The sequence below is a fragment of the Pseudomonas sp. GW821-FHT09C10 genome (genome assembly GCF_059418085.1).
The window spans coordinates 608,140-627,434 of record NZ_JBWKPE010000001.1 but is presented as its reverse complement, the minus strand read 5'-3'; the positions used below and the strand labels follow the sequence as shown (position 1 = coordinate 627,434).

At 64.0% G+C, this 19,295-nt stretch carries 13 protein-coding genes; 1 reads left to right on the top strand and 12 read right to left on the bottom strand.

The window, feature by feature from the left end; translation table 11 throughout:
- The first annotated feature begins 48 nt into the window (after positions 1–48).
- On the top strand, positions 49–1,455 hold the full coding sequence (locus AC07OT_RS02915) for an amino acid permease (protein WP_141157620.1): 1,407 nt from the start codon (positions 49–51) through the stop codon (positions 1,453–1,455).
- A 12-nt stretch (positions 1,456–1,467) separates the two neighbouring features.
- Here AC07OT_RS02915 and AC07OT_RS02910 read toward each other — a convergent pair whose 3' ends face one another.
- The 12 genes from AC07OT_RS02910 to glgA form a co-directional block, all read right to left on the bottom strand.
- Positions 1,468–4,011, bottom strand: coding sequence for an autotransporter family protein (locus AC07OT_RS02910; protein WP_495107407.1), 2,544 nt, complete (start codon positions 4,009–4,011; stop codon positions 1,468–1,470).
- Between the two features lie 245 nt (positions 4,012–4,256).
- Positions 4,257–5,018, bottom strand: a complete 762-nt coding sequence (locus AC07OT_RS02905; protein ID WP_065941701.1) for a PIG-L deacetylase family protein — start codon at positions 5,016–5,018, stop codon at positions 4,257–4,259.
- 177 nt (positions 5,019–5,195) lie between these two features.
- Positions 5,196–5,855: a glycosyltransferase family 2 protein gene (locus AC07OT_RS02900; RefSeq protein WP_141157623.1), complete on the bottom strand. Its 660-nt coding sequence runs from the start codon at positions 5,853–5,855 to the stop codon at positions 5,196–5,198.
- Positions 5,852–6,451, bottom strand: coding sequence for an SAM-dependent methyltransferase (locus AC07OT_RS02895; protein WP_027606747.1), 600 nt, complete (start codon positions 6,449–6,451; stop codon positions 5,852–5,854). The genes AC07OT_RS02900 and AC07OT_RS02895 overlap by 4 nt, the downstream gene beginning before the upstream one ends.
- On the bottom strand, positions 6,448–7,206 hold the full coding sequence (locus AC07OT_RS02890) for a PIG-L deacetylase family protein (protein ID WP_141157625.1): 759 nt from the start codon (positions 7,204–7,206) through the stop codon (positions 6,448–6,450). Before AC07OT_RS02890 ends, AC07OT_RS02895 begins: the two co-directional genes overlap by 4 nt.
- The gene (locus AC07OT_RS02885) at positions 7,203–8,201 is read right to left on the bottom strand and encodes an acyl-CoA dehydrogenase family protein (RefSeq protein ID WP_495107406.1); all 999 of its coding nucleotides are present in this window, start codon (positions 8,199–8,201) and stop codon (positions 7,203–7,205) included. Before AC07OT_RS02885 ends, AC07OT_RS02890 begins: the two co-directional genes overlap by 4 nt.
- Position 8,202: 1 nt before the next feature.
- Positions 8,203–10,362: a glycogen debranching protein GlgX gene (glgX, locus tag AC07OT_RS02880; RefSeq protein WP_141157627.1), complete on the bottom strand. Its 2,160-nt coding sequence runs from the start codon at positions 10,360–10,362 to the stop codon at positions 8,203–8,205.
- Between the two features lie 130 nt (positions 10,363–10,492).
- Positions 10,493–10,762, bottom strand: a complete 270-nt coding sequence (locus tag AC07OT_RS02875; protein ID WP_065941695.1) for a DUF2934 domain-containing protein — start codon at positions 10,760–10,762, stop codon at positions 10,493–10,495.
- 24 nt (positions 10,763–10,786) lie between these two features.
- Positions 10,787–13,537 carry a malto-oligosyltrehalose synthase gene (locus tag AC07OT_RS02870; protein WP_495107405.1) on the bottom strand — a complete coding sequence of 917 codons (2,751 nt, stop codon included), beginning with the start codon at positions 13,535–13,537 and terminating at the stop codon, positions 10,787–10,789.
- Complete coding sequence (gene malQ / locus AC07OT_RS02865) at positions 13,534–15,618, bottom strand: 4-alpha-glucanotransferase (RefSeq protein ID WP_495107404.1); 2,085 nt, start codon at positions 15,616–15,618, stop codon at positions 13,534–13,536. Before malQ ends, AC07OT_RS02870 begins: the two co-directional genes overlap by 4 nt.
- A complete protein-coding gene (gene treZ, locus AC07OT_RS02860; protein ID WP_495107403.1) occupies positions 15,615–17,360 on the bottom strand; it encodes a malto-oligosyltrehalose trehalohydrolase in 1,746 nt (581 codons plus the stop codon). The genes malQ and treZ overlap by 4 nt, the downstream gene beginning before the upstream one ends.
- Positions 17,361–17,379: 19 nt before the next feature.
- Positions 17,380–18,936, bottom strand: coding sequence for a glycogen synthase GlgA (gene glgA / locus AC07OT_RS02855; RefSeq protein ID WP_115487426.1), 1,557 nt, complete (start codon positions 18,934–18,936; stop codon positions 17,380–17,382).
- Positions 18,937–19,295: the final 359 nt, after the last annotated feature.

The window sequence follows — 19,295 nt, the reverse complement described above, 5'->3', positions numbered from 1 at the left end:
CGATTCTTTTTTCTGCCAAAACTCAAAAACATAACAAGAGGTTTTGTGATGAAAACAACCACGTCCGGGCTGTGTGAAAAGCCTGCGTTGCAACGCACCCTGAACAACCGCCACATCCAGCTGATGGCCATGGGCGGTGCGATCGGCACCGGCCTGTTCATGGGCTCCGGCAAGATCATCGCGTTGTCCGGCACCTCGATCATCCTGATCTACATGATCATCGGGCTGTTCGTGTACTTCGTGATGCGCGCCATGGGTGAGCTGCTGCTGTCCAACCTCAACTTCAAGAGCTTTGCCGACTTTGCCGGCGCGTACCTGGGCCCGCGTGCGGCATTCTTTCTCGGCTGGTCGTACTGGCTGAGCTGGAGCGTGGCGGTGGTGGGGGACGCCGTGGTGGTCGGCGGGTTTTTCCAGTACTGGTTCCCCCATGTGCCGGCGTGGATACCGGCGGTGGGCATGCTGTTGACGCTGTTCGCGTTGAACGTGCTGACGGTCAGGCTGTTCGGTGAAGTGGAATTCTGGTTCGCGATCATCAAGATCATCGCGGTGCTGACCCTGATCGGTGTCAGCGTGGTGCTGATTGCCAGTTCGTTTGTCTCGCCCACCGGGGTCACGGCCTCCGTGAGCCACTTGCTGGACAAACAGGCGGCGTTTCCCAATGGCCTGTTCGGTTTTTTCGCCGGCTTCCAGATGGCGATCTTTTCCTTTGCCGGCACCGAACTGATCGGCACCGCAGCCGCCGAAACCCGAGCACCGGAGAAGACCTTGCCCAAGGCGATCAACTCGATTCCGCTGCGCATCATCCTGTTCTACGTGCTGGCCCTGGCGTGCATCATCGCGGTCACTTCGTGGCAACAGGTGTCGCCGAGCAAGAGCCCGTTCGTGGAACTGTTCCTGGTGGCGGGCTTTCCAGCGGCGGCGGGGATCGTCAATTTCGTGGTGCTGACCTCGGCGGCATCGTCGGCCAACAGTGGGGTGTTCTCCGCCAGCCGGATGTTGTTCGGCCTGGCCGACCTGGGGGACGCGCCGGGTATCTTTGGGCGCTTGTCGAAAAGCAGCGTGCCGTTTATCAGCCTGGCCTTCACCACCTTGCTGATGCTGCTGGGCCTGGTGTTGCTGTTTGTGGTGCCGGAAGTGATGACCGCCTTCACGATTGTGTCGACGGTGTCGGCGATCCTGGTGATTTTCACCTGGTCGACCATCCTCGCGTCCTACATCGCCTACCGTAAAAAGCGCCCGGACCTGCACGCCAGATCTCTCTACAAGATGCCCGGCGGTGTGCCGATGGCGTGGTTTTCCCTGGCATTCCTGGTCTTCGTGTTGTGCCTGCTGGCGTTGCGGCCGGATACACGCCTGGCGCTGTGCGTGATGCCGGCCTGGTTTATCTGGCTGGGCATTGCCTTTCAGTTTTCACGCTTCAAGGCGGCCGGTGTGGTCAACCCCGACCACAGGTGATTCACGGGGTGCTCAGAACTCCATTCTCAGGCCAAATGTGCCCTGGCGGCCGTTGAAGGTGTTGCTGCCCAGGTTGCGGTTGTAGCCCACCTCGCCGTACAGGCTGATGCCCGTGGCCACCTTCAGCGTGGCGCCGGCGCTCAGGTCCAGGGTGGTGGACTTCTGCTCGGTGTCGATAGCCGTCACATCGTTGAAGGTGACGGTGTTCTGACCGGCGCTGGTGTGCCAGACATTCGCCCGTACGTAGGGTTGAAGCGGCATGCTGCGGACCTGATAGTCACCGCGCAGGCGTACACCCAGGCGGCTGGTGACGGTGGTGTCGGCGTCATAGGCGACGTCGGAGATCCCGTCGTTTTGCTTATCCAGTCTGGTCTTGCCGATGATCAGTTGCGCCTGCGGTTCAACCACCCAGCCAGCCCCCCATGTAAACGGCCAGCCGGCCTCGGCGGAGGCTGTGACGTTGTGCCCGTGGGTGTCCATCTTCACGCCACGATCCGACTCGTTATTGCCGTCGAAGCGGGTGCCCATCAATACCAGGTCGAGGTAGGCCTGGTTGGCGCCGATCAGCGTCCAGTAGACCCCCAGGCTGTCCCCGCGCAAGGTGGTCTTGCCGGCGTCCTTGTCCTGCCAGCCGCCGTTGAAGCCTTTGATGTTGCCTTTGAGGGTGCTGTGGCCGACGAAGAACCCGCTGCGTTGGGTCAGGCCATTGTAGTAGGTGCTGGCGTACAGGTCGGTCCCCACTTGGAAGCCGGTCACCGAACTGTCGAGCGATGGGCTGACCGTCCCGGTGAAGCTCTGACGCGAGCTGCTGCCGTAGAACCGCCCCCAACCCGAGGTGAACGCACCGCTGTGCAGTTGCTGGCTCTGGTCACCCATGCGCTGGTGAAAGGTGCCGAGCATGCCCTGCACGAGTTGCTGCGCGGCGGGAAACAGCGCGGCGTAGATCGGCACTTCCGGACGATAAATAGGGATCGGTTCGGTCCCGGGATTGGGCGGCAGCGGTGGTTCACCGGGAACCGGAGTGGGTAACGGCACGATAATCACCGGGTCAGGCGGCACCACGGGGATCGTCGAGCGCAGGTAGTAGTTCTCTGCCGTGCCGGCCGTTACGCCGCCCTTGAACAGGCGATAGTCGAAGGCGCCGGCAGACACCGGGCCCGCCAGTGTAAACGCGCTGCCACTGCCAGACGCGCCGTTGAGGGCCTGCACCACCTGGATGCCGTCCTGCAGGGTGGCCGCACCCGCGCCGCCGAGGTTGGTGACACTGATGGCCGTGGTCCCGGCGAGGGTGCCCTGGTTGATGATCAGTTTGTCGCTGGGGGAATCGTCCGCGCCCAAGGCGCTTTGCAGCGCAAGCCGCCCGTTGTCGCCGGTGTAATTGCCATTGATGGTCAAGGTGTCGCTGGTCCGGGTGTTGCCGGTGGTCATGTTGAGGGTGCCGCTGTTGGTGACGTTCACCCGTTGCCCGGCCGTAAACGGGTCGATCACTCCGGTTCTGATCAACAGTTCACTGGTTCCGTCGATGGTCAGGCTACCGGTACCGGTGGCGCTGTCACCCAGTTTCAGCGTTCCGCCCAGGGTCAGCTGCGACTGGTTGTCCAGGCGGATGTTTTCCCAATTGGGAAACAGGCCTGGATCGCCGGCCTTGGTATTGTCCAGTGTGAGCGTGTCGATACCCAGGCCACCGTCGATCAACTGCGCCGCGGCCAGTTGGGTGTTGACCAGGTTTTGCAGCACCGCCGTGTCGTCACCGGCGCCCAGCAGTACGAACGAATGCAGGTTGCCACCAGTCCATTCGAAGTCATCGTTGCCAAAGCTGAGGAGTATCTGGCCGTTGACGTCGCCACCGGACACCGCCACGTGATCGTTGCCCCCGCTGACACTGATGTTGCCGCCGACAAAGGCCGTGCCCGAGATCAGGATGGTGTCGTTGCCGAAGCCGGTCACCAGGTTGCCGATGATGCTGCCACCCACCATATCGAACAGGTTGTTGTCGAGCTTCATGTCGACCCGGCCAATGCGGCCGCCGCTCATCCTGGCCCGGTCGCCATCCTCGAAGGCTCCGGTTATGGTGCCGCCACTCATGTTGAAGTCGTCCAGGCCATCGCCCTGGGCCAGTGAGGCAATGGTGCCGCCGCTCTGGGCGTAGCTGTCAACGCCTGCGCCCTGGCTGACGGCGCCGGCCTGGCCGCCGCTGATCTGCGCCACATCCGCCCCCGAGCCCTGGCTGACGCTGCCGGTGATGCTGCCCAAGTTGAGCCGGAAAATATTACTGCCATCGCCCTGGTTGAGGTTGCCGTCGATCCCGGCGCTCGGCCCGTTCACATCCACCAGATCGTTGCCGGCGCCGTAGGTGACATTCCCGGTAATCCGCCCCGTGGCGCTGAGGTTCAGGGTGTTGTTGCCCGCGTTGTCGGTAAAGCCCGGTGCCGTGCCGCTGTCGCAGGAAGAAAGGTCATCGCCGGCGGTGTTGCTGATGGTGCACGCCCCGTAAGACGCGGGCGTCAACGTCGCCAAGGCAATCAGGTACAGCAGGGTCAGAGTCCGTGAGCGCATGATCCATCCTCGTGCGAGGGGAAAGTTGCCCCGGCACCGGCAAAGGCCGGTGCCGGCCAGACCATGACAACGTGACGCGATACGGATCAGGGACGACGGGTTACCTGTTCGAAAACACCGGCCAATGCAAGGGGTTGGCATGGCTTTCTCGACTGCACCTCAAGCTGTGCAGCGCTTTTTGCACCATAGCCACCCATCCTGCGGGCCGCCACTGTCAGAAATAACAGGTATAGACGAGTGGAGGATTACGCAAACACAATCTCGTAAGGCTCGCGCATACGCTCCAGCAGCACCTGGGCCAATATCGGCGCCAGGCCGATCTGCGGGTCGCCTGCCAACTGGCTGGCATACGCATGGACGGCGTGGAGCTTGCGCGCCACGGTCCAGGTGTCCAGGCGTACCTTGCGCGCCCGTTGCCAGGGGATCGTCGCACCCTCGCGGGCGGGGCAGTGCCAGGCCCAGATCGGCAGTTCATAGAGTTGCGCGCCCACCAGGCTGCAGGCGTTGGCGCTGGCACGGCCGACGGCCTCATGGTCGTCATTGCCGTCGTTGCGCCAGGTGGAAAACACCACGTCGCCCGGTTGCAGGTAGCGCGCGATGAATTGGCTCAGTTGCGGCTCGCGAGCGGCGAGGGCGTTGTCGCAGAAACCGCCGCGAATCCACTTCAGGCTGTGCAAGGGCATGCCCAGGCGGCGCAGCGCCTCGGCGCTTTCCTGGGGCCGCACCACACTCAGGCGGCTGGCCGGCCATACGTGGGAACCCGGGTGGCTGGCACTGCCGTCCGTGATGGAGATCATTTGCAGGGGGTGTTCCAGGGTGCTGAGCAATTGCAGTAGACCGCCGCAGGCCACCACCTCGTCGCCGGGATGCGGCGCGATGATCACCACGCGCGCGCCAGCGGGCACCAGGGAGGCGGTAGAGATAGGCGGGATTTGCGCCAACTGCGGTGCGCTGTTCCAGATTTGCGCGGGGCCGCGACGGCCTTCACTGAGGGAGGCAGGCTTCATGGGCGTTACGTCCTTGTCGGTTGATGCTGGGTCGTGCCCCGTTGACGGGACGACTCTATTTATTCACCACAGACTCCGCCGTGGTGTATGCGTGGTAATCCAACCCTGAATTACCAGCAAGGCGTCATCAGCATAGACAAGGATTGGTCGCTTTTACATTTTGCAATGTCGTTTTTTTCAAGACGCGCACATCAGGCTCTTCAAATAATCGCCGAACCCGCCTTGGGCACGGGCCTCCAGGCGCGCGCTGGTGATGACTTGCGGGGCGTGGCTCCAGGCGATGGACGCCCCGCAGCGTTCGAGGTCGCGCACCAGTTGCACATCTTCGTGACAGGCCAGCGGTTCGAACCCTCCGGCGCGCACATAGGCCCCGGCACTGATGCCCAGGTTGGCGCCATGGATATGCCGGTGGCCGTCACGGGCGTGGTACGCCGCCTGGTAACGGATCTGCGCCGCCGGGTCGAACCCTTCGCTCCAGGCGTCGACGGTCACGGTGCCGCACACCGCGTCGGCGCCCAGCGCCAACTGGGCCACCAGCCAATCGGGGGCCACGCGGCTGTCGGCGTCGGTGCATGAGATCCAGCGCGCACCCTGGTTGAGCAGGTGTCGCGCACCCACCCCGCGCACATGGCCCACGTTGCGCGCCTGCACCTCCAGGCGCTGCACCGGGAACCCTTCGGCAATCGCCGCACTGGCGTCGCTGCAACTGTCGAGCAGCACCAGGATCTGCACCGCTTCACCCAGCAGGCCTGGGTGACTGGCAGCCACCAATGCGGCCTCCAGACACTCGCCGAGCAGCGCCTCTTCGTTATGTACCGGGATCAGAATGCCGATCATCGCAGGCCCTCAAGGGTGGCAACCGAAGTGCCGTCACGGCTCCACAGGTCGAGTAGAAAGTCGGGTTCGTGGTGGGTGGCGACCAGGGGCATCCCCAGCCGCTCATGGAGCAGGGCATGCACCTGTTCGGCGGTCTGCGGGCACCCGTCGATCGTCGGGCGCCAGTGGCAGGCCAACACCTGGCCGCTGGCGGTGAGGCTGCCGAGGGCGCGATCGATCAAGCGGCACAGGTCATCGCGGTCGAGGTAGTAGCACAGCTCGCTCAAGACGATCAGATCGAATTCGCCGGTCGGCCATTGCCCAGGCAGGCGGCTCTGCTCCACCCGGGCATGGGCAAAGCCCAGCAGGCGGCTGCGTGCCAGGGCGACGGCGGCCGAGGCGGTGTCGCAACACAAAAGGTGATCACAGCGCGGGGCCAGCTCGAAGCTCAATTCGCCATTTGCGCAACCGGGCTCGAACACCGAGGCATAGCGCGGCCGGGTCAGGAGTGCCAGGGTCAGCGCCCGTTTGCGGCGCTCGTACCAGCGTTGGCGAAAGGCCCAGGGGTCGTCGTTACCGGCAAACAGTTGATCGAAATACGGTGTCGCCACACTCATACGAATACCACTTCAAAAGGTTGTAGCAGACGCTCCACCACATAGGGCGCCAGCACCGGCGGCAGGCCGATCTGCGGGTCACCCTCCAGCTGGCTGGCGAACGCATGGATGGCGTGGCGCTTGCGCGCGACGGCTTCACAGGTCAGGGGGATTTTGCGGGCACGGTGCCACGGCACTTGGCTGTTCTCGGGGGACGCCCAGTGCCAGGTCCACACCGGCAGCTCATAGAGGGTCGCACCCACCGCGTGCGCCGCCCTGGCGCTCGCGCGGCCGACGGCCTCGTGGTCGCAATGGCCGTCTTCGCGCCAGGTGGTAAACACCACATCCGTGGGCTTGAGGTGGCGCTGGATAAAGGCGCTGAGCTGCTCCTCCCGCGCCGCCACCTGGCTGTCGCTGAAGCCGGCCCGCAACCATTTCAGGCTGTGCAACGGCACCCCGAGGCGATGCAGGGCCTGGGCCGACTCCTGGGGGCGCACCACGCTCAAGCGCTCCACCGACCAGTGGGTGGAACCGGGGTGACTGGCGCTGCCATCGGTGACCGAAATCAATTGAATGGGCCGGCCCAACTCGGCCAAGCCCTGCAACAGGCCGCCACAGCCCAGCACCTCGTCATCCGGGTGCGGGGCGATGATCACCGCGCGGTGGCCCTCGGGCACCAATTGTTCGACGCTGATCTGCGGCAGTTCGGCCATCAGCGGCGAGTCCTGCCAGCGCTGCAGGGGCGTGCCCTGGCCGACGATCGGGTTGGGTTTCATAACTGCCACCTCCCTGTCGGTTCCCCGGCGACCAGTTCGCCGAGGCCGGCCAGGTCGCGTTCGGCATGGCTCTGGCGGACATACACCGGCAGGTCCGCCATCAACTGGGCGAAGTGCGGATCCTTGCAGTACGGACCCGCGCCCATGGCTCTGCCCACATGGCGCATGACCTGCTCGACGGTGTCCTCGATGCTCGCGCGCACTTGCTGGGCCAGGTGCCGGGCATTGGCCCTGGGGTAGCGATCGATCTGTTCAGCGCTGGCCCGCAGCACGCAGGCCGCGCTGTTCAAGGCGCTGTCGACCGCGCCCAGGTGGGCGAGGGCGTGGGGCTCCGAACGCCTGCTGCAGTGATCGCGCAACACTTCGGCCAGGCGTTGTGCGGCACCGTACCAGCAGGCGGCGATACCGATGCCGCCTTGCCAGAACCCGGGACGCCCGAGGTAGTCGCCGGGGCCGCCCACGGCAAGGCCATGGGCGCCGTCAAAGACGACCTCGACGCTGCCGGTGGCGGCCATGCCCACGGCATTCCAACCGTCGTGGGTGACCGTGATGCCCGGTTGATCCATCTGCACCGCCACCAATTGCTGGCCGCCTTGTTCATCCCACGCCGTCAACAAACCATGGCTGAGCACCGCCGCCCCGGAACACCAGGCTTTACGCCCGTCCAGACGCAGGCGATGGCCCTCGCAGCGCACCTGCACCTTGGCATTCGGCGGTTCTGCGGCCCACATGCCCCACAGACTGCCCAAAGGCGGCGCCGGGCTACGCAGCTCAGCAATGATCGCCAGCGCATCGGTGTGGCCTTCGAACAGCTTGCACAAGCGCAGGTCATGACCCGCCACCTGCGCCAGGCGACTGAACCGCCCCAGGGTGTCGCCGCTGCCAGGCAGCGGCAACTGATCGAGGCCTTCCTCCTGAAGTGCCCTCAGGGCCTTGGCCAGGTCCTGCGTGTCCGCATAGCCCTGGAAGCCTTGAAGGAATCCATGCAGTGCCATGTCACACCTCGTCGTCACGCTGCAGTTCGAACAGCAGCAGCGAGCGGCCGGTCACGCCGTACTCGTGATCGAACTCGAAGCGTTCCTGGCCACGCACCGCCGGCTCGTTGGTGTCGAGCATGCAGGTCCAGAACTCACCCTGTGGCACCGGCGGCAGGCGGAAATTGACCACGTCGTGGTGGGCGTTTACCACCAGCAACAGGGTGGCGTCGGCACCGGCGCGGCGAATCCCGGTTTCCTGGGCGCGGCCATCCATCAGCATGCCCAGGCAACGGCCGTGGCTGTCTTCCCACTGCTCGGTGGTCATCTCGTCGCCAGCCGGCGACAGCCAGGTGACGTCCTTGACGCCGATGTCCTCGTTGTAGTCGCCCACCAGGAAGCGCCCACGACGCAGGATCGGGTAGGCCAGGCGCAGCTTGATCAGGCGCTTGACGAACTTGAGCAACGCCTTGCCGTCCTCGTCCAGGTCCCAGTTGACCCAGCCGATCTCGCTGTCCTGGCAGTAGGCATTGTTGTTGCCGTGCTGGGTCCGCGCGAACTCGTCACCGGCCACGATCATCGGCGTGCCTTGGGCCAGCAGCAGCGTCGCGAAGAAGTTGCGCATCTGGCGCAGGCGCAGTGCGTTGATTTCCGGGTCGTCGGTGGGGCCCTCGACGCCGTGGTTCCAGGACAGGTTGTTATTGCTGCCGTCCTGGTTGTTTTCGTCGTTGGCTTCGTTGTGCTTGTCGTTGTACGACACCAGGTCATGCAGGGTGAAACCGTCATGGGCGGTGATGAAGTTCACCGAACTGTACGGGCGGCGGCCACGGTGGTTGAACATCTCGCCCGAGGCGGTCATGCGCCCGGCGAAGTCCGCCAGTTGGCCGTCATCGCCTTTCCAGAACGCGCGTACGGTGTCGCGGAAACGGTCGTTCCATTCAACCCAGCCGGGCGGGAAGTTGCCCACCTGGTAGCCACCGGGGCCGCAGTCCCAGGGCTCGGCAATCAGTTTGAGCTGGCGCAGCACCGGGTCCTGGCGGCAGGCCACGAGGAAGCTGTGGCGTTCATCGAAGCCATCGCGGTAGCGGCCGAGGATGGTCGCCAGGTCGAAGCGGAAGCCGTCGACGTGCATCTCGTTGGCCCAGTAACGCAGGGAGTCGGTGACCATCTGCAGTACGCACGGGTGGCTCAGGTCCAGGGTGTTGCCGGTGCCGGAGTCGTTGATGTAGAAGCGCTTGTCGTCGGGCATCAGCCGGTAGTACGAGGCGTTGTCGATGCCTCGCATGGACAGGGTCGGGCCGCGTTCGTTGCCTTCGGCGGTGTGGTTGTAGACCACGTCGAGGATCACTTCCAGTTTCTGCTCGTGCAGGTGCGCGACCATCTCCTTGAACTCGGCGATCTTGCCGCTGGCCAGGTAGCGCGGGTCGGGGGCGAAGAACGCAATGCTGTTGTAGCCCCAGTAGTTGGTCATGCCTTTTTCCAGCAGGTGCTGGTCGTTGACGAAGGCGTGCACCGGCAGCAATTCCACCGAGGAGATGCCCAACTGGCGGATGTGCTTGAGCACATCATCTTCCATCAACCCGGCACAGGTGCCGCGCACGTCTTCGCCCACCGAAGGGTGGCGCATGCTGATGCCGCGCAGGTGGGTTTCGTAGATGATCGTACGGTCCCACGGCACCCGCACCGGCTGGTCGTTGCCCCAGGTGTGCGCCGGGTCGATGACCTTGCACTTGGGCACGAAGGGCGCGCTGTCACGCTCGTCGAAACTGAGGTCGTCGTCCGGGTGGCCGATGGTGTAGCCGAACAGCGCTTCGGACCATTTGAGTTCGCCCACCAGCTGCTTGGCGTAGGGGTCGATCAGCAATTTGTGGTGGTTGAAGCGATGACCATTGGCCGGATCATAAGGCCCGTACACGCGGTAGCCGTAGATCAGGCCGGGGTGGGCGTCGGGCAAGTAACCGTGAAAAATTTCGTCGGTGTATTCGGGCAGTTCGATGCGCTCGAGTTCCACTTCGCCGGTGTCGTCGAACAGGCACAGTTCGACTTTCTCGGCGTTGGCCGAGAACAGCGCAAAGTTGACACCCAGGCCATCCCAGGTCGCGCCGAGGGGGAAGGGCAAACCTTCACGAATCCGCGACGGCTCGCTGCCCGGCGTCGAAGGGGTCTTATGGGGTTTGCTCATTGAGTTGCTCCTGCAAGGCTATTTTTTCGGGCCGAACGCGGCCGTGCTGACGAGTTTTCAGCGGATGATAAGAAGAGTGAAATCACCTTTTGCCGACCGCGCCGGCAAAAGGTCGATGGCGCCGTGCGCGTTAAGCCTTGGGCTTTTTCGGCGCGGGTGGCTTCTTGGCCGCCGGCGGCGCCGGCTTGCTCGCGGCTGGCGCCGCTGGCTTGGCCTTCGCCGCAGGCTTGGGGGCGGTCTTGGGCTTGGCGGCGGGCTTGGGTTTGCTCGGCGTCAGCGCTTCGGCTTCGGCCAGCTTGCGCGCCATCTCCCAGTGGCGCGCGTCTTCCCCGTGGGGTTTGCCTTCAGACTCCCAGATCTGATGCGCCAGTTCGCGTATGCGTTTGTCTTCAGTACTCATCACAATGCTCCTCACAGAAAATTTTCAGCTTTCTTGATCATCAGGATTGATAAAGACATTGACCGGGAAATCCCCCAGGGCAGTGCTGATCAACAGCTCCTTGTCTGGTGTGACTGCGCCTGTATGAAAAAGTCCCCTCCAGTTTTGCGTTGGTGCGGCGAACGGTAATTTCACCCGTGTATCGCCCCAAACCCGCGCATTGATCTGGGGACGCACACCGTTTTCAAGCAGCTCATGGGACCAGCGTGGCACCACCACCAGCACGCGTTTGCCCTGGTGTTCGCGGCAGAATGCGACCACCCGCTCGGCGTGTTGGCCGACCACTTCCAGCGCTGTATAGCGGCCGCTGCGGAACACCTGCGGATGGGCCTTGCGCAAGGCCAGTACCTGGGCAATCAAGGTTTGCTTGATACGCCCATCACGCCAGTTGAACAACAGTTCGCCGATGTCCGGCGGGGTATTGAGTGCCTGTTGACGCGCGGTGAAATCCACCGGGCGACGGTTGTCCGGGTCCACCAGGCTGAAGTCCCAGAACTCATCGCCCTGGTACAGGTCCGGCACACCCGGTACGGTAAGGCGAAGCAAGGTTTGCGCCAGCCCATTCAGTGCGCCGGCGGGGGCGATGGCCTGGGCCGCATTATTGATCGCACTGCGCAGGGGCCGACCTTCCTCCGTGAGCAGCAGACGGGTGAGAAAAGCCTCGACCCCCTGTTCATAGGCCTCATTGGGCGCGCTCCAACTGCTCTGCAACTTGGCTTCGCGCAGGGCTTTTTGTTGCCACTGCCACAGGCGCTGGTGATAGCCCTCGAAGTCCTCGGCCTGGTCCAGCGGCCAACTGCCCAGCAACACCTGGTACAGGATCAGTTCATCGCCGGCCGACGGTGTGGTCGCGTCGTCGCGCAACGGCGCCGCCAGGGTACGCCAATGCTCCACCTGCTCGACGTACCACGGCGCACACTCGCTGAGCACGGCCAGGCGCGCGCGGGTATCTTCGCCGCGCTTATGGTCATGGGTGGCGGTGGCCAGCAGGTTGTCGGGGAAGGCCTGCAAGCGCTGTTGGTTGATGGCATGAAACTCGGCCAACGGCGCGCTGAACTGCTCGGTACTGAAGCCCACATCATTGCGCGACAGCAGCACGGCCGAGCGGTAGAACGCGGTGTCTTCCACGGCCTTGGCCGCTGCCGGCGAGGTCAGTTGCTGGAAGCGCACACAGGCATGCTTGAGCATCTTGCGTTCGCGGCCCACCGGGCGATTGCGCCAGGGTTGGCCGCCGAGCCAATTTTCCAGATGCTCGAGCACCGGCCAGTCGCCCTCGCCAAGGGTCGTGCGGGCGCCGTCCATGGCCTGCTGGAACACCTTGTCGTCATCTGCGCTGCGACCACGGGCACTGATATAGGTGCGGTACACCGGGAAGTGCACGATCAGTTCCTGCAATGCGCGACGGATCGCGCCGAGGGTCAGGTCGCGGGTCATCACGTCGTCGCGGGCCACTTGCAACAGGGCCTGGGCCACGCTTTCAAAGTCGCCGCCCAGGGAGCCGTTGAGGATTTGCTGGCGGGCCAGCCGCGCCTCTTCGATAAACGCCGAGGGCCGTTCGCTGTGGCGTGTCCACAACTCGGCCAGCGGCGCAAACCCCTCGGGATGGTGTTGTAGCAACGACAACTGGTTCATGAATTCGTAGCCGGTGGTGCCGTCCACTTGCCAGTCTTCGCGAAGGGTTTCCCCCTCGCCGAGGATTTTTTCGACGAAGATCGGCAAGTGCCGCTCGGGCGACAGCGAATCCACCCGACGACGCAGCTTGCGGCAGTAACCGCGCGGGTCGGCCAGGCCGTCGATGTGGTCGATGCGCAGGCCATCCACCAGGCCTTGGCTGATCAGTTCGAAGATCTTGCCGTGGGTGGCTTCGAACACCGCCGTGCGCTCCACGCGCAGCCCGCCCAGTTCGTTGACGTCGAAGAAGCGCCGCCAGTTGATATCGTCCGCCGCCGTGCGCCAGCTGGCCAGGCGGTAGGCCTGTTGCTCGAGCAACTGGTGCAGGCGCTTGAAGCCCTCGGGCGTGCGTCCGTCGAACTCGGTCAGCCGGCGTTCGATAAGCTCGAGGACTTCGGTGGCACGCTCGGCCAAGGCCTGCTTGAGCCAGGCGGCTTCGGCGTAGGCGTCATCCTGATAGGCCAGGGCGCTGAAGCGGTCGGCCAGGGGTTTGAGCAGCTCGTCGGTGCCGAGGATCGCCGCGTAATCCCGTGGGCAGATCGGGAAGCGATGTTCGTAATGCTCAACATGAAACCCGCCGTGGGCGGCATCGAAATGCAGCGTCAGCGTGCCGCTCTGCAAGGCTTCGCCGTAGTCGCTGCCGAGGAAGGGCATGAGCAGTTGGCCCTTGAGCAGCGGGTCGGGGGAGTGCCACTGGATATCGAAGAATTCGCTGTAGGGGCTCAGCCGGCCCCATTCCAACAGGTCCAGCCACCAAGGGTTGTCGGCGCCGCCCACGGCCATATGGTTGGAGACGATATCGAGGATCAGCCCCATATCGTGCTCGCGCAGGGCCGCGACCAACCGGCGCAAGGCGGCCTCGCCACCCAGCTCGGGATTGACGCTGGTGGGGTCGACCACATCGTAGCCGTGCATGGAACCGGCACGCGCACTCAGCAAGGGCGAGGCATAGAGATGGCTGATGCCGAGCTGGGCGAAGTACGGCACCAGTGGCACCGCATCGTCCAGGGTAAAACCTTTGTGGAATTGCAGGCGCTGTGTAGCGCGCAGGGGCAGGGCTTTCATCGGTCACGCTCATAGGCTTGGTTACGCGCGACGGCCAGCAGTTCAAGGCGGCGCGCGGCACCGGCGTTGTCGAGCAGGCTGGAGGCCTCGCCCGGCAGACGGCGGCGCCAATTGGGATGGGTGTCGGTGGTGCCGGGCAGGTTGGCCTGTTCTTCCAGGCCCAGAGCGTCTTCCAGCGGCAACAGCACCAGCGGTGCTCGGGTGTGGCCGAGGTAGCGCACGCTGGCGTCGATCATGTGGTCGGTTTCATTGCGGATCTCATCGACGAAGTTCTGCGGGTCCTGGCTCAAGGCCTGGCGCAGCGCCTGGCGTTCACGCAGGCGGTGCTCGCTCCATTGCTCCACGGTGGGCGCATCGATCAGGCCCAACTGGACGTTCCAGTCGATATCACGGCTGTGCCACCAACCGTTGAGGGTCGGCAAGTCGTGGGTGCTGGTGGTGGCCAGGGCGTTGTCCGGCCAGTCGAGGATCGGCTTGAACTGGCCATCGTGGCCCTGTTCGAACAACAGCACGCGCATGCCGAGGATCGAACGTGCAATGAGTTTTTCGCGCAGCCCATCGGGCACCGTGCCGAGGTCTTCACCGAGCACGATGGCCTGGTGACGGTGGGATTCCAGGGCCAGCAGGCGCAACAGGTCGTCCACCGGGTAATACAGGTAAGCGCCCTCACGCGGCGAGGCGTCCATGGGGATCACCCACAGGCGTTGCAGGCCCATTACATGGTCGATGCGCAAGCCGCCGGCGTGGGCGAAGTTGGCCCGCAGCATCTCGATAAACGCGCGAAAACCATTGCGCTTGAGACCTTCGGGGGAAAACGCGGAAATGCCCCAACCCTGACCGGCACGGTTCAGGATGTCGGGTGGCGCGCCCACGGTCAGGTCGGCCAGCAGCTCATCCTGGCGGCTCCAGGCCTGGCTGCCACCGCCGTCGGCGCCGACGGCCAGGTCGGCGATCAAGCCGACGCCCATGCCGCTGCCTTTGGCGGCTTGTTGGGCGCGCTCCAGGCAACGGGCGATCAGCCATTGGCCAAAGGCGTAGAAGCCGATCTCGGCGTGGTGCTCTTCGGCGAACGCAACCAGCGCAGGGCTTTGCGGCGAGCGCCACTCCTGGGGCCAGTGGCGCCAGTCAAGGTCCTCGCCTGCAGCGGCGCGCACTGCCTGCACGGCTTCGAAGCGACAATGGTTTTCCAGCGCCTCGCCACCGGCCTGGCGAAAGCTCAGGAAGTCGGCATGCTGCGGGTGATGGCCGTGACGGAAGTCTTCATACAGAACGCGCAACAGCCGTTGTTTGGCCCGCGCAGCGGCCGGCCAGTCGATCAGGCTGTGCTGTTCCAGCGCGTGCAGCTCTTCTTCCAGGCCAAGGGCTTCAATCGCATTGCGCACCTCACGTTCACCGAGAATGCAGGCAGGCGAGGCGTACAGGCTGTTGAGGAACAGGCGGCTGGACGGCGAGTACGGGCTGTAGCGCTCGGTATCGGCACTGAACATCGCGTGCATCGGGCTGATCGCCAGGGCATCGGCGCCGCGTTCGGCGGCGGAACGGACCAGGTGTTCCAGGGCCAGGGTGTCGCCGAAACCGCCATCGCCCAAGCGGCGCAGTGAATACAGCTGGGCGCTCAGGCCCCAGGCGCGGGCGGGGCGGTTGTCCACCGCTTCGGCCACGCTGTAGCAATGGGTGGGCGCGACCGCCAGGGTAAAGCTCTGGTTGTCGATCTGCACCTGGTGGTAGCCCAAGGCGATAACACCGGGCAGCACGGCATCGCCGTCGAGGCGCAGTTCCAGGCTTTCGCCGTCTTCGAGGTTGACCCGGCACAGGGTGTCGGGTTCGAAGTAGCGCGCCAGGTCGAGGCCTTCACCGCTGTCGACGGTCATCAGGGGCGGCAGGTGTTTGTCTTGTTGCACCCGCTCCAATTCAAGCAGGCTGGCGTTGATGTCGGCATCGCTGTCGGCCGGGTGGCCCAGGCCTTTGAGAACCGCGCGCAGGGCGTCGGGTGTCACTCGTTGCGGGCGGCCGTTTGCGTCGATCCAATCGACGGCCAGGCCCGCGCGGCTGGCGAGGATTTCCAGGTTCGCTTCGCTCAAGGGTGCTCTCCAACAGGGGATAAGGTGACGCGGGCGCTGAAGGGCGGCAGTTGCGCACCTTGCAGGGCCGGCGTTTCAAACAGGACCGGCGCGGTGGCCGGGTGATCCAGCGGCGTGGCGCTCAGGTTCAGGTCGATCTGCAACAGGCTGCCGTTGCCCAGGCGCCAGCGCGCACTGACGGCGGCGTAGGCCAGCTCCTGTGCGCCCAATGCCACCGTACCAGGCAGGTGCGGCACGATATGGCGATGGCGCAGGCCCAGCAGTTGGCGGTAGAGCTCGGCGTGTGGGGTGTCGGCGATCACCGGGGCCGATTGCGCGAATGTCGACAGTGCGTTGGGATCGGGGATGCGTTCACGGCGCTCGGGGTCATGGAACGCGGCGAAGTCGGCAAATTCATTGCGTCGGCCTTCGCGTACCGCTTCAGCCAGTTCACCGTGGTGGTCGGTAAAAAACAGGAACGGCTCGCTCGCGTTCGCCTCATCCCCCATGAACATCAGCGGAATCATCGGCGACAACAGCAGCAGGGCGGTTGCAGCCTTGAGCGCCTGGGGCGAGCAGAGCTGGTGCAGGCGTTCGCCCAGGGCGCGGTTGCCGATCTGGTCATGGTTTTGCAGGAACGCGACGAAGGCCGTGGGCGGCAAGTCAGCGCTCGGTTCGCCGCGCTCGTGGCCATGGCGAGTGGTGTGGCCCTGGTAGATAAACCCTTCGCCCAGGCACCGGGCGAGTTTGGTGGTGGGATCCTGGGCAAAGTCGCTGTAATAGGCATCGGTCTCGCCGGTCAGCAACACGTGCAGCACGTTATGGAAGTCATCATTCCATTGCGCGTCGAAATCCTGCTTGAGCAGGCTGGCCTGGTTCAGCTCGTTTTCCAGCACCAGCCACACCTGCCGACCGGTATCCACCTGCCGGCGTACCCGTTGCGCGAGTTCCTGGAGGAAGCCGGGGTTGTCGATGGCGTGTACGGCGTCCAGGCGCAGGCCGTCGAAGCGGTATTCGAGCAGCCACATCAGCGCGTTATCGAGGAAGAAATTCCGCACTTCGCGGCGCTCGAAGTCGATCCCGGCACCCCATGGGGTGTGCACATCTTCCTGGAAGAAGCCTTTGGCGTATTGGCCGAGGTAATTGCCGTCGGGGCCGAAGTGGTTGTAGACCACGTCGAGAATAACGGCGAGGCCGTGCTCGTGGGCGCTGTCGACGAGGTGCTTGAGTTGCTCGGGCGAGCCGTAGGAGGAGTGCGGTGCGTAGGGCAGTACACCGTCGTAACCCCAATTGCGCTCACCGGGAAATTGCGCCAGTGGCATCAATTCAATCGCGGTGACGCCCAGCTCGGCCAGGCGTGGCAGGTGCTTTTCGACTTCGGCGTAACCGCCCATCGCGCCGACGTGCACTTCGTAGATCACCGCTTCGTGCCAGGGGCGGCCTTGCCAGTTGGCGTGACGCCAGGTGTAGGCGAGCGGGTCGACCACCAGGCTCCAGCCATGCACGTCCGAGGCCTGGGCCCGGGACGCGGGGTCGGGAACATCCATTTCCCCATCGATGTTATAGCGGTAGCGCGTGCCCGCCGGGCACTTCACTTCAGTCTCGAACCAGCCATCTGCCTGGGGCAGCATGGCGATGGATTTACCGTTTTCCAATTCAACGCTGACATAAAACGCGTCTGGCGCCCACAAGGCAAAACGCGTGTGTTGCGCGTCCAGCATGATTGCGCCGTGGGGCCAGGTTTCCAAAGTCCGTAACGGCATCTATGAAGACCTCCCTTGATTATTTAGTCGATTTCCCCAAGGCCTTGGCCACCAGTTGTTCATACAGCTCGGCGTAGGGTTCCACCGCCTGGCACCAGTTGAAGGGTTGAGTCATGGCACGGCTGCGCATGGCGTTGAGCAGGCCTTTATTGGCGAAGACCCGGAACGCGCGGCTCAGGGCTTCTTCGTAGCTTTCTACGGTGGATTCATTGAACAGGAAGCCGGTGACGCCATTCTCGATGGTGTCCGCCAGCCCGCCGGTGTTGCGAGCCACAGGCAGCGAGCCGAAGCGCTGGGCATACATCTGGCTCAGGCCGCAGGGCTCGTAGCGCGATGGCATCAGCAGGAAGTCACTGCCGGCGAACATGCGCCGCGCGTCGGTCTCGTTGAAGCCGATGCGCACACCGACCTGGCCCGGGAAGCGCAGCGCCAGTTCACGCATGGCCTGTTCTTCTTCCGGCTCGCCGCGCCCGATAATGGCGATCTGCCCGCCGTTCTCGACGATAAAGCTCGCCACCGCTTCGGTGAGGTCCAGGCCTTTCTGGTAGACCAGGCGCGAGACCACCGCGAACAGTGGGCCGGTGGAGTCATGCAGGCCGAACAGCTCGCGCACGTGGTCGGCGTTGATGGCCTTGCCTTCCCAGTCACCGATATTGAAGTTGTGGGTCAGGTGCGTGTCGGTGGAGGTTTCCCAGCTTTCATCGATGCCGTTGGGGATGCCACTGAGCAGGCCCTGCTGGGTCTTGGCGGCAAGGAAGCCGTCGAGGCCGCAGCCGAATTCCGGGGTGGTGATTTCCTGGGCGTAGGTCGCGCTCACCGTGGTGATATGGCTGGAGTACGCCATGCCGGCCTTGAGGAACGACATCTTGCCGTAGAACTCCATGCCTTCCTGCTGCAACGCGTGGGGTGGGATACCCAACTCCGGCGTCGAGGCCAGGCTGACCACGCCTTGATAGGCGAGGTTATGGATGGTGAACAAGGTCGGCGTGCGTGACCCACGCCAGTGCATATAGGCGGGTGCCAGGCCGGCGGGCCAGTCATGGGCATGCACCAGGTCCGGGCACCAGTGGATCTGGGCGAGGTTGGCGGCCATGTCGGCAGCGGCCAGGCCCAGGCGGGCGAAGCGAATATGGTTGTCCGGCCAGTCGCGGCCGTTGTTGGCGCCGTAGGGCGTGCCTTCGCGCTCGTAGAGCTCGGGGCAGATCAGCACATAGATGACCAGGCCGTCCTTGAGGTCCATGCGCCCGATTTTGCACGGCGGCAGCGCGGCGTGGCCACCCAGCTCACCGATGATATGGATCGGGTTGTCGCTTTCCATCACCTGCGGGTAACCGGGGATGAGGACGCGCACATCGTGCAAATGGGCCATGGCGCGGGGCAGGGCCGCGGACACATCGCCCAGGCCACCGGTTTTCACCAGGTCGGCGAACTCGGAGGTGACGAACAATACCTTCTTGCGATTGGGATTATTACTCACGATCGGCCGCACAGTGTTGGGCAGGTCGGCCAATGACGTCGGCCCCTCTACCGCCTTACTAAAACGCTCTCCCTGAGTATCTACAGCGGCACTGATCATAGTTCTCTCCCAATGTTGGTTGGCTAATGGCCCGCTGCCACTAGCTCCGAAGGCCGCATCCTGCGGCCAGGCGCACAAGCGCTATACAAGCTGGCAAGGCTTATGCCAGTTGCACGGTCGGCTTAAATAGAGTGGATGGACGGGCATCGGGTGTGAACCGCGTGCACTCGCCTTACCTTAAAACTGGACCTACGGCAGAGTTCGAAAGTTTAGATTTTTTGCGGGGTTTTTGTTTTGGAAGGGACCCATCGGTCATCAGTCTAGGACAGATTCCAGAGCCTGTAGGGTTTGTGCGGGAATTTTGTAGGACAAAAAACTTGTAACCATATGCGATTGACGAAGGCGATAGGTTGTAGTGA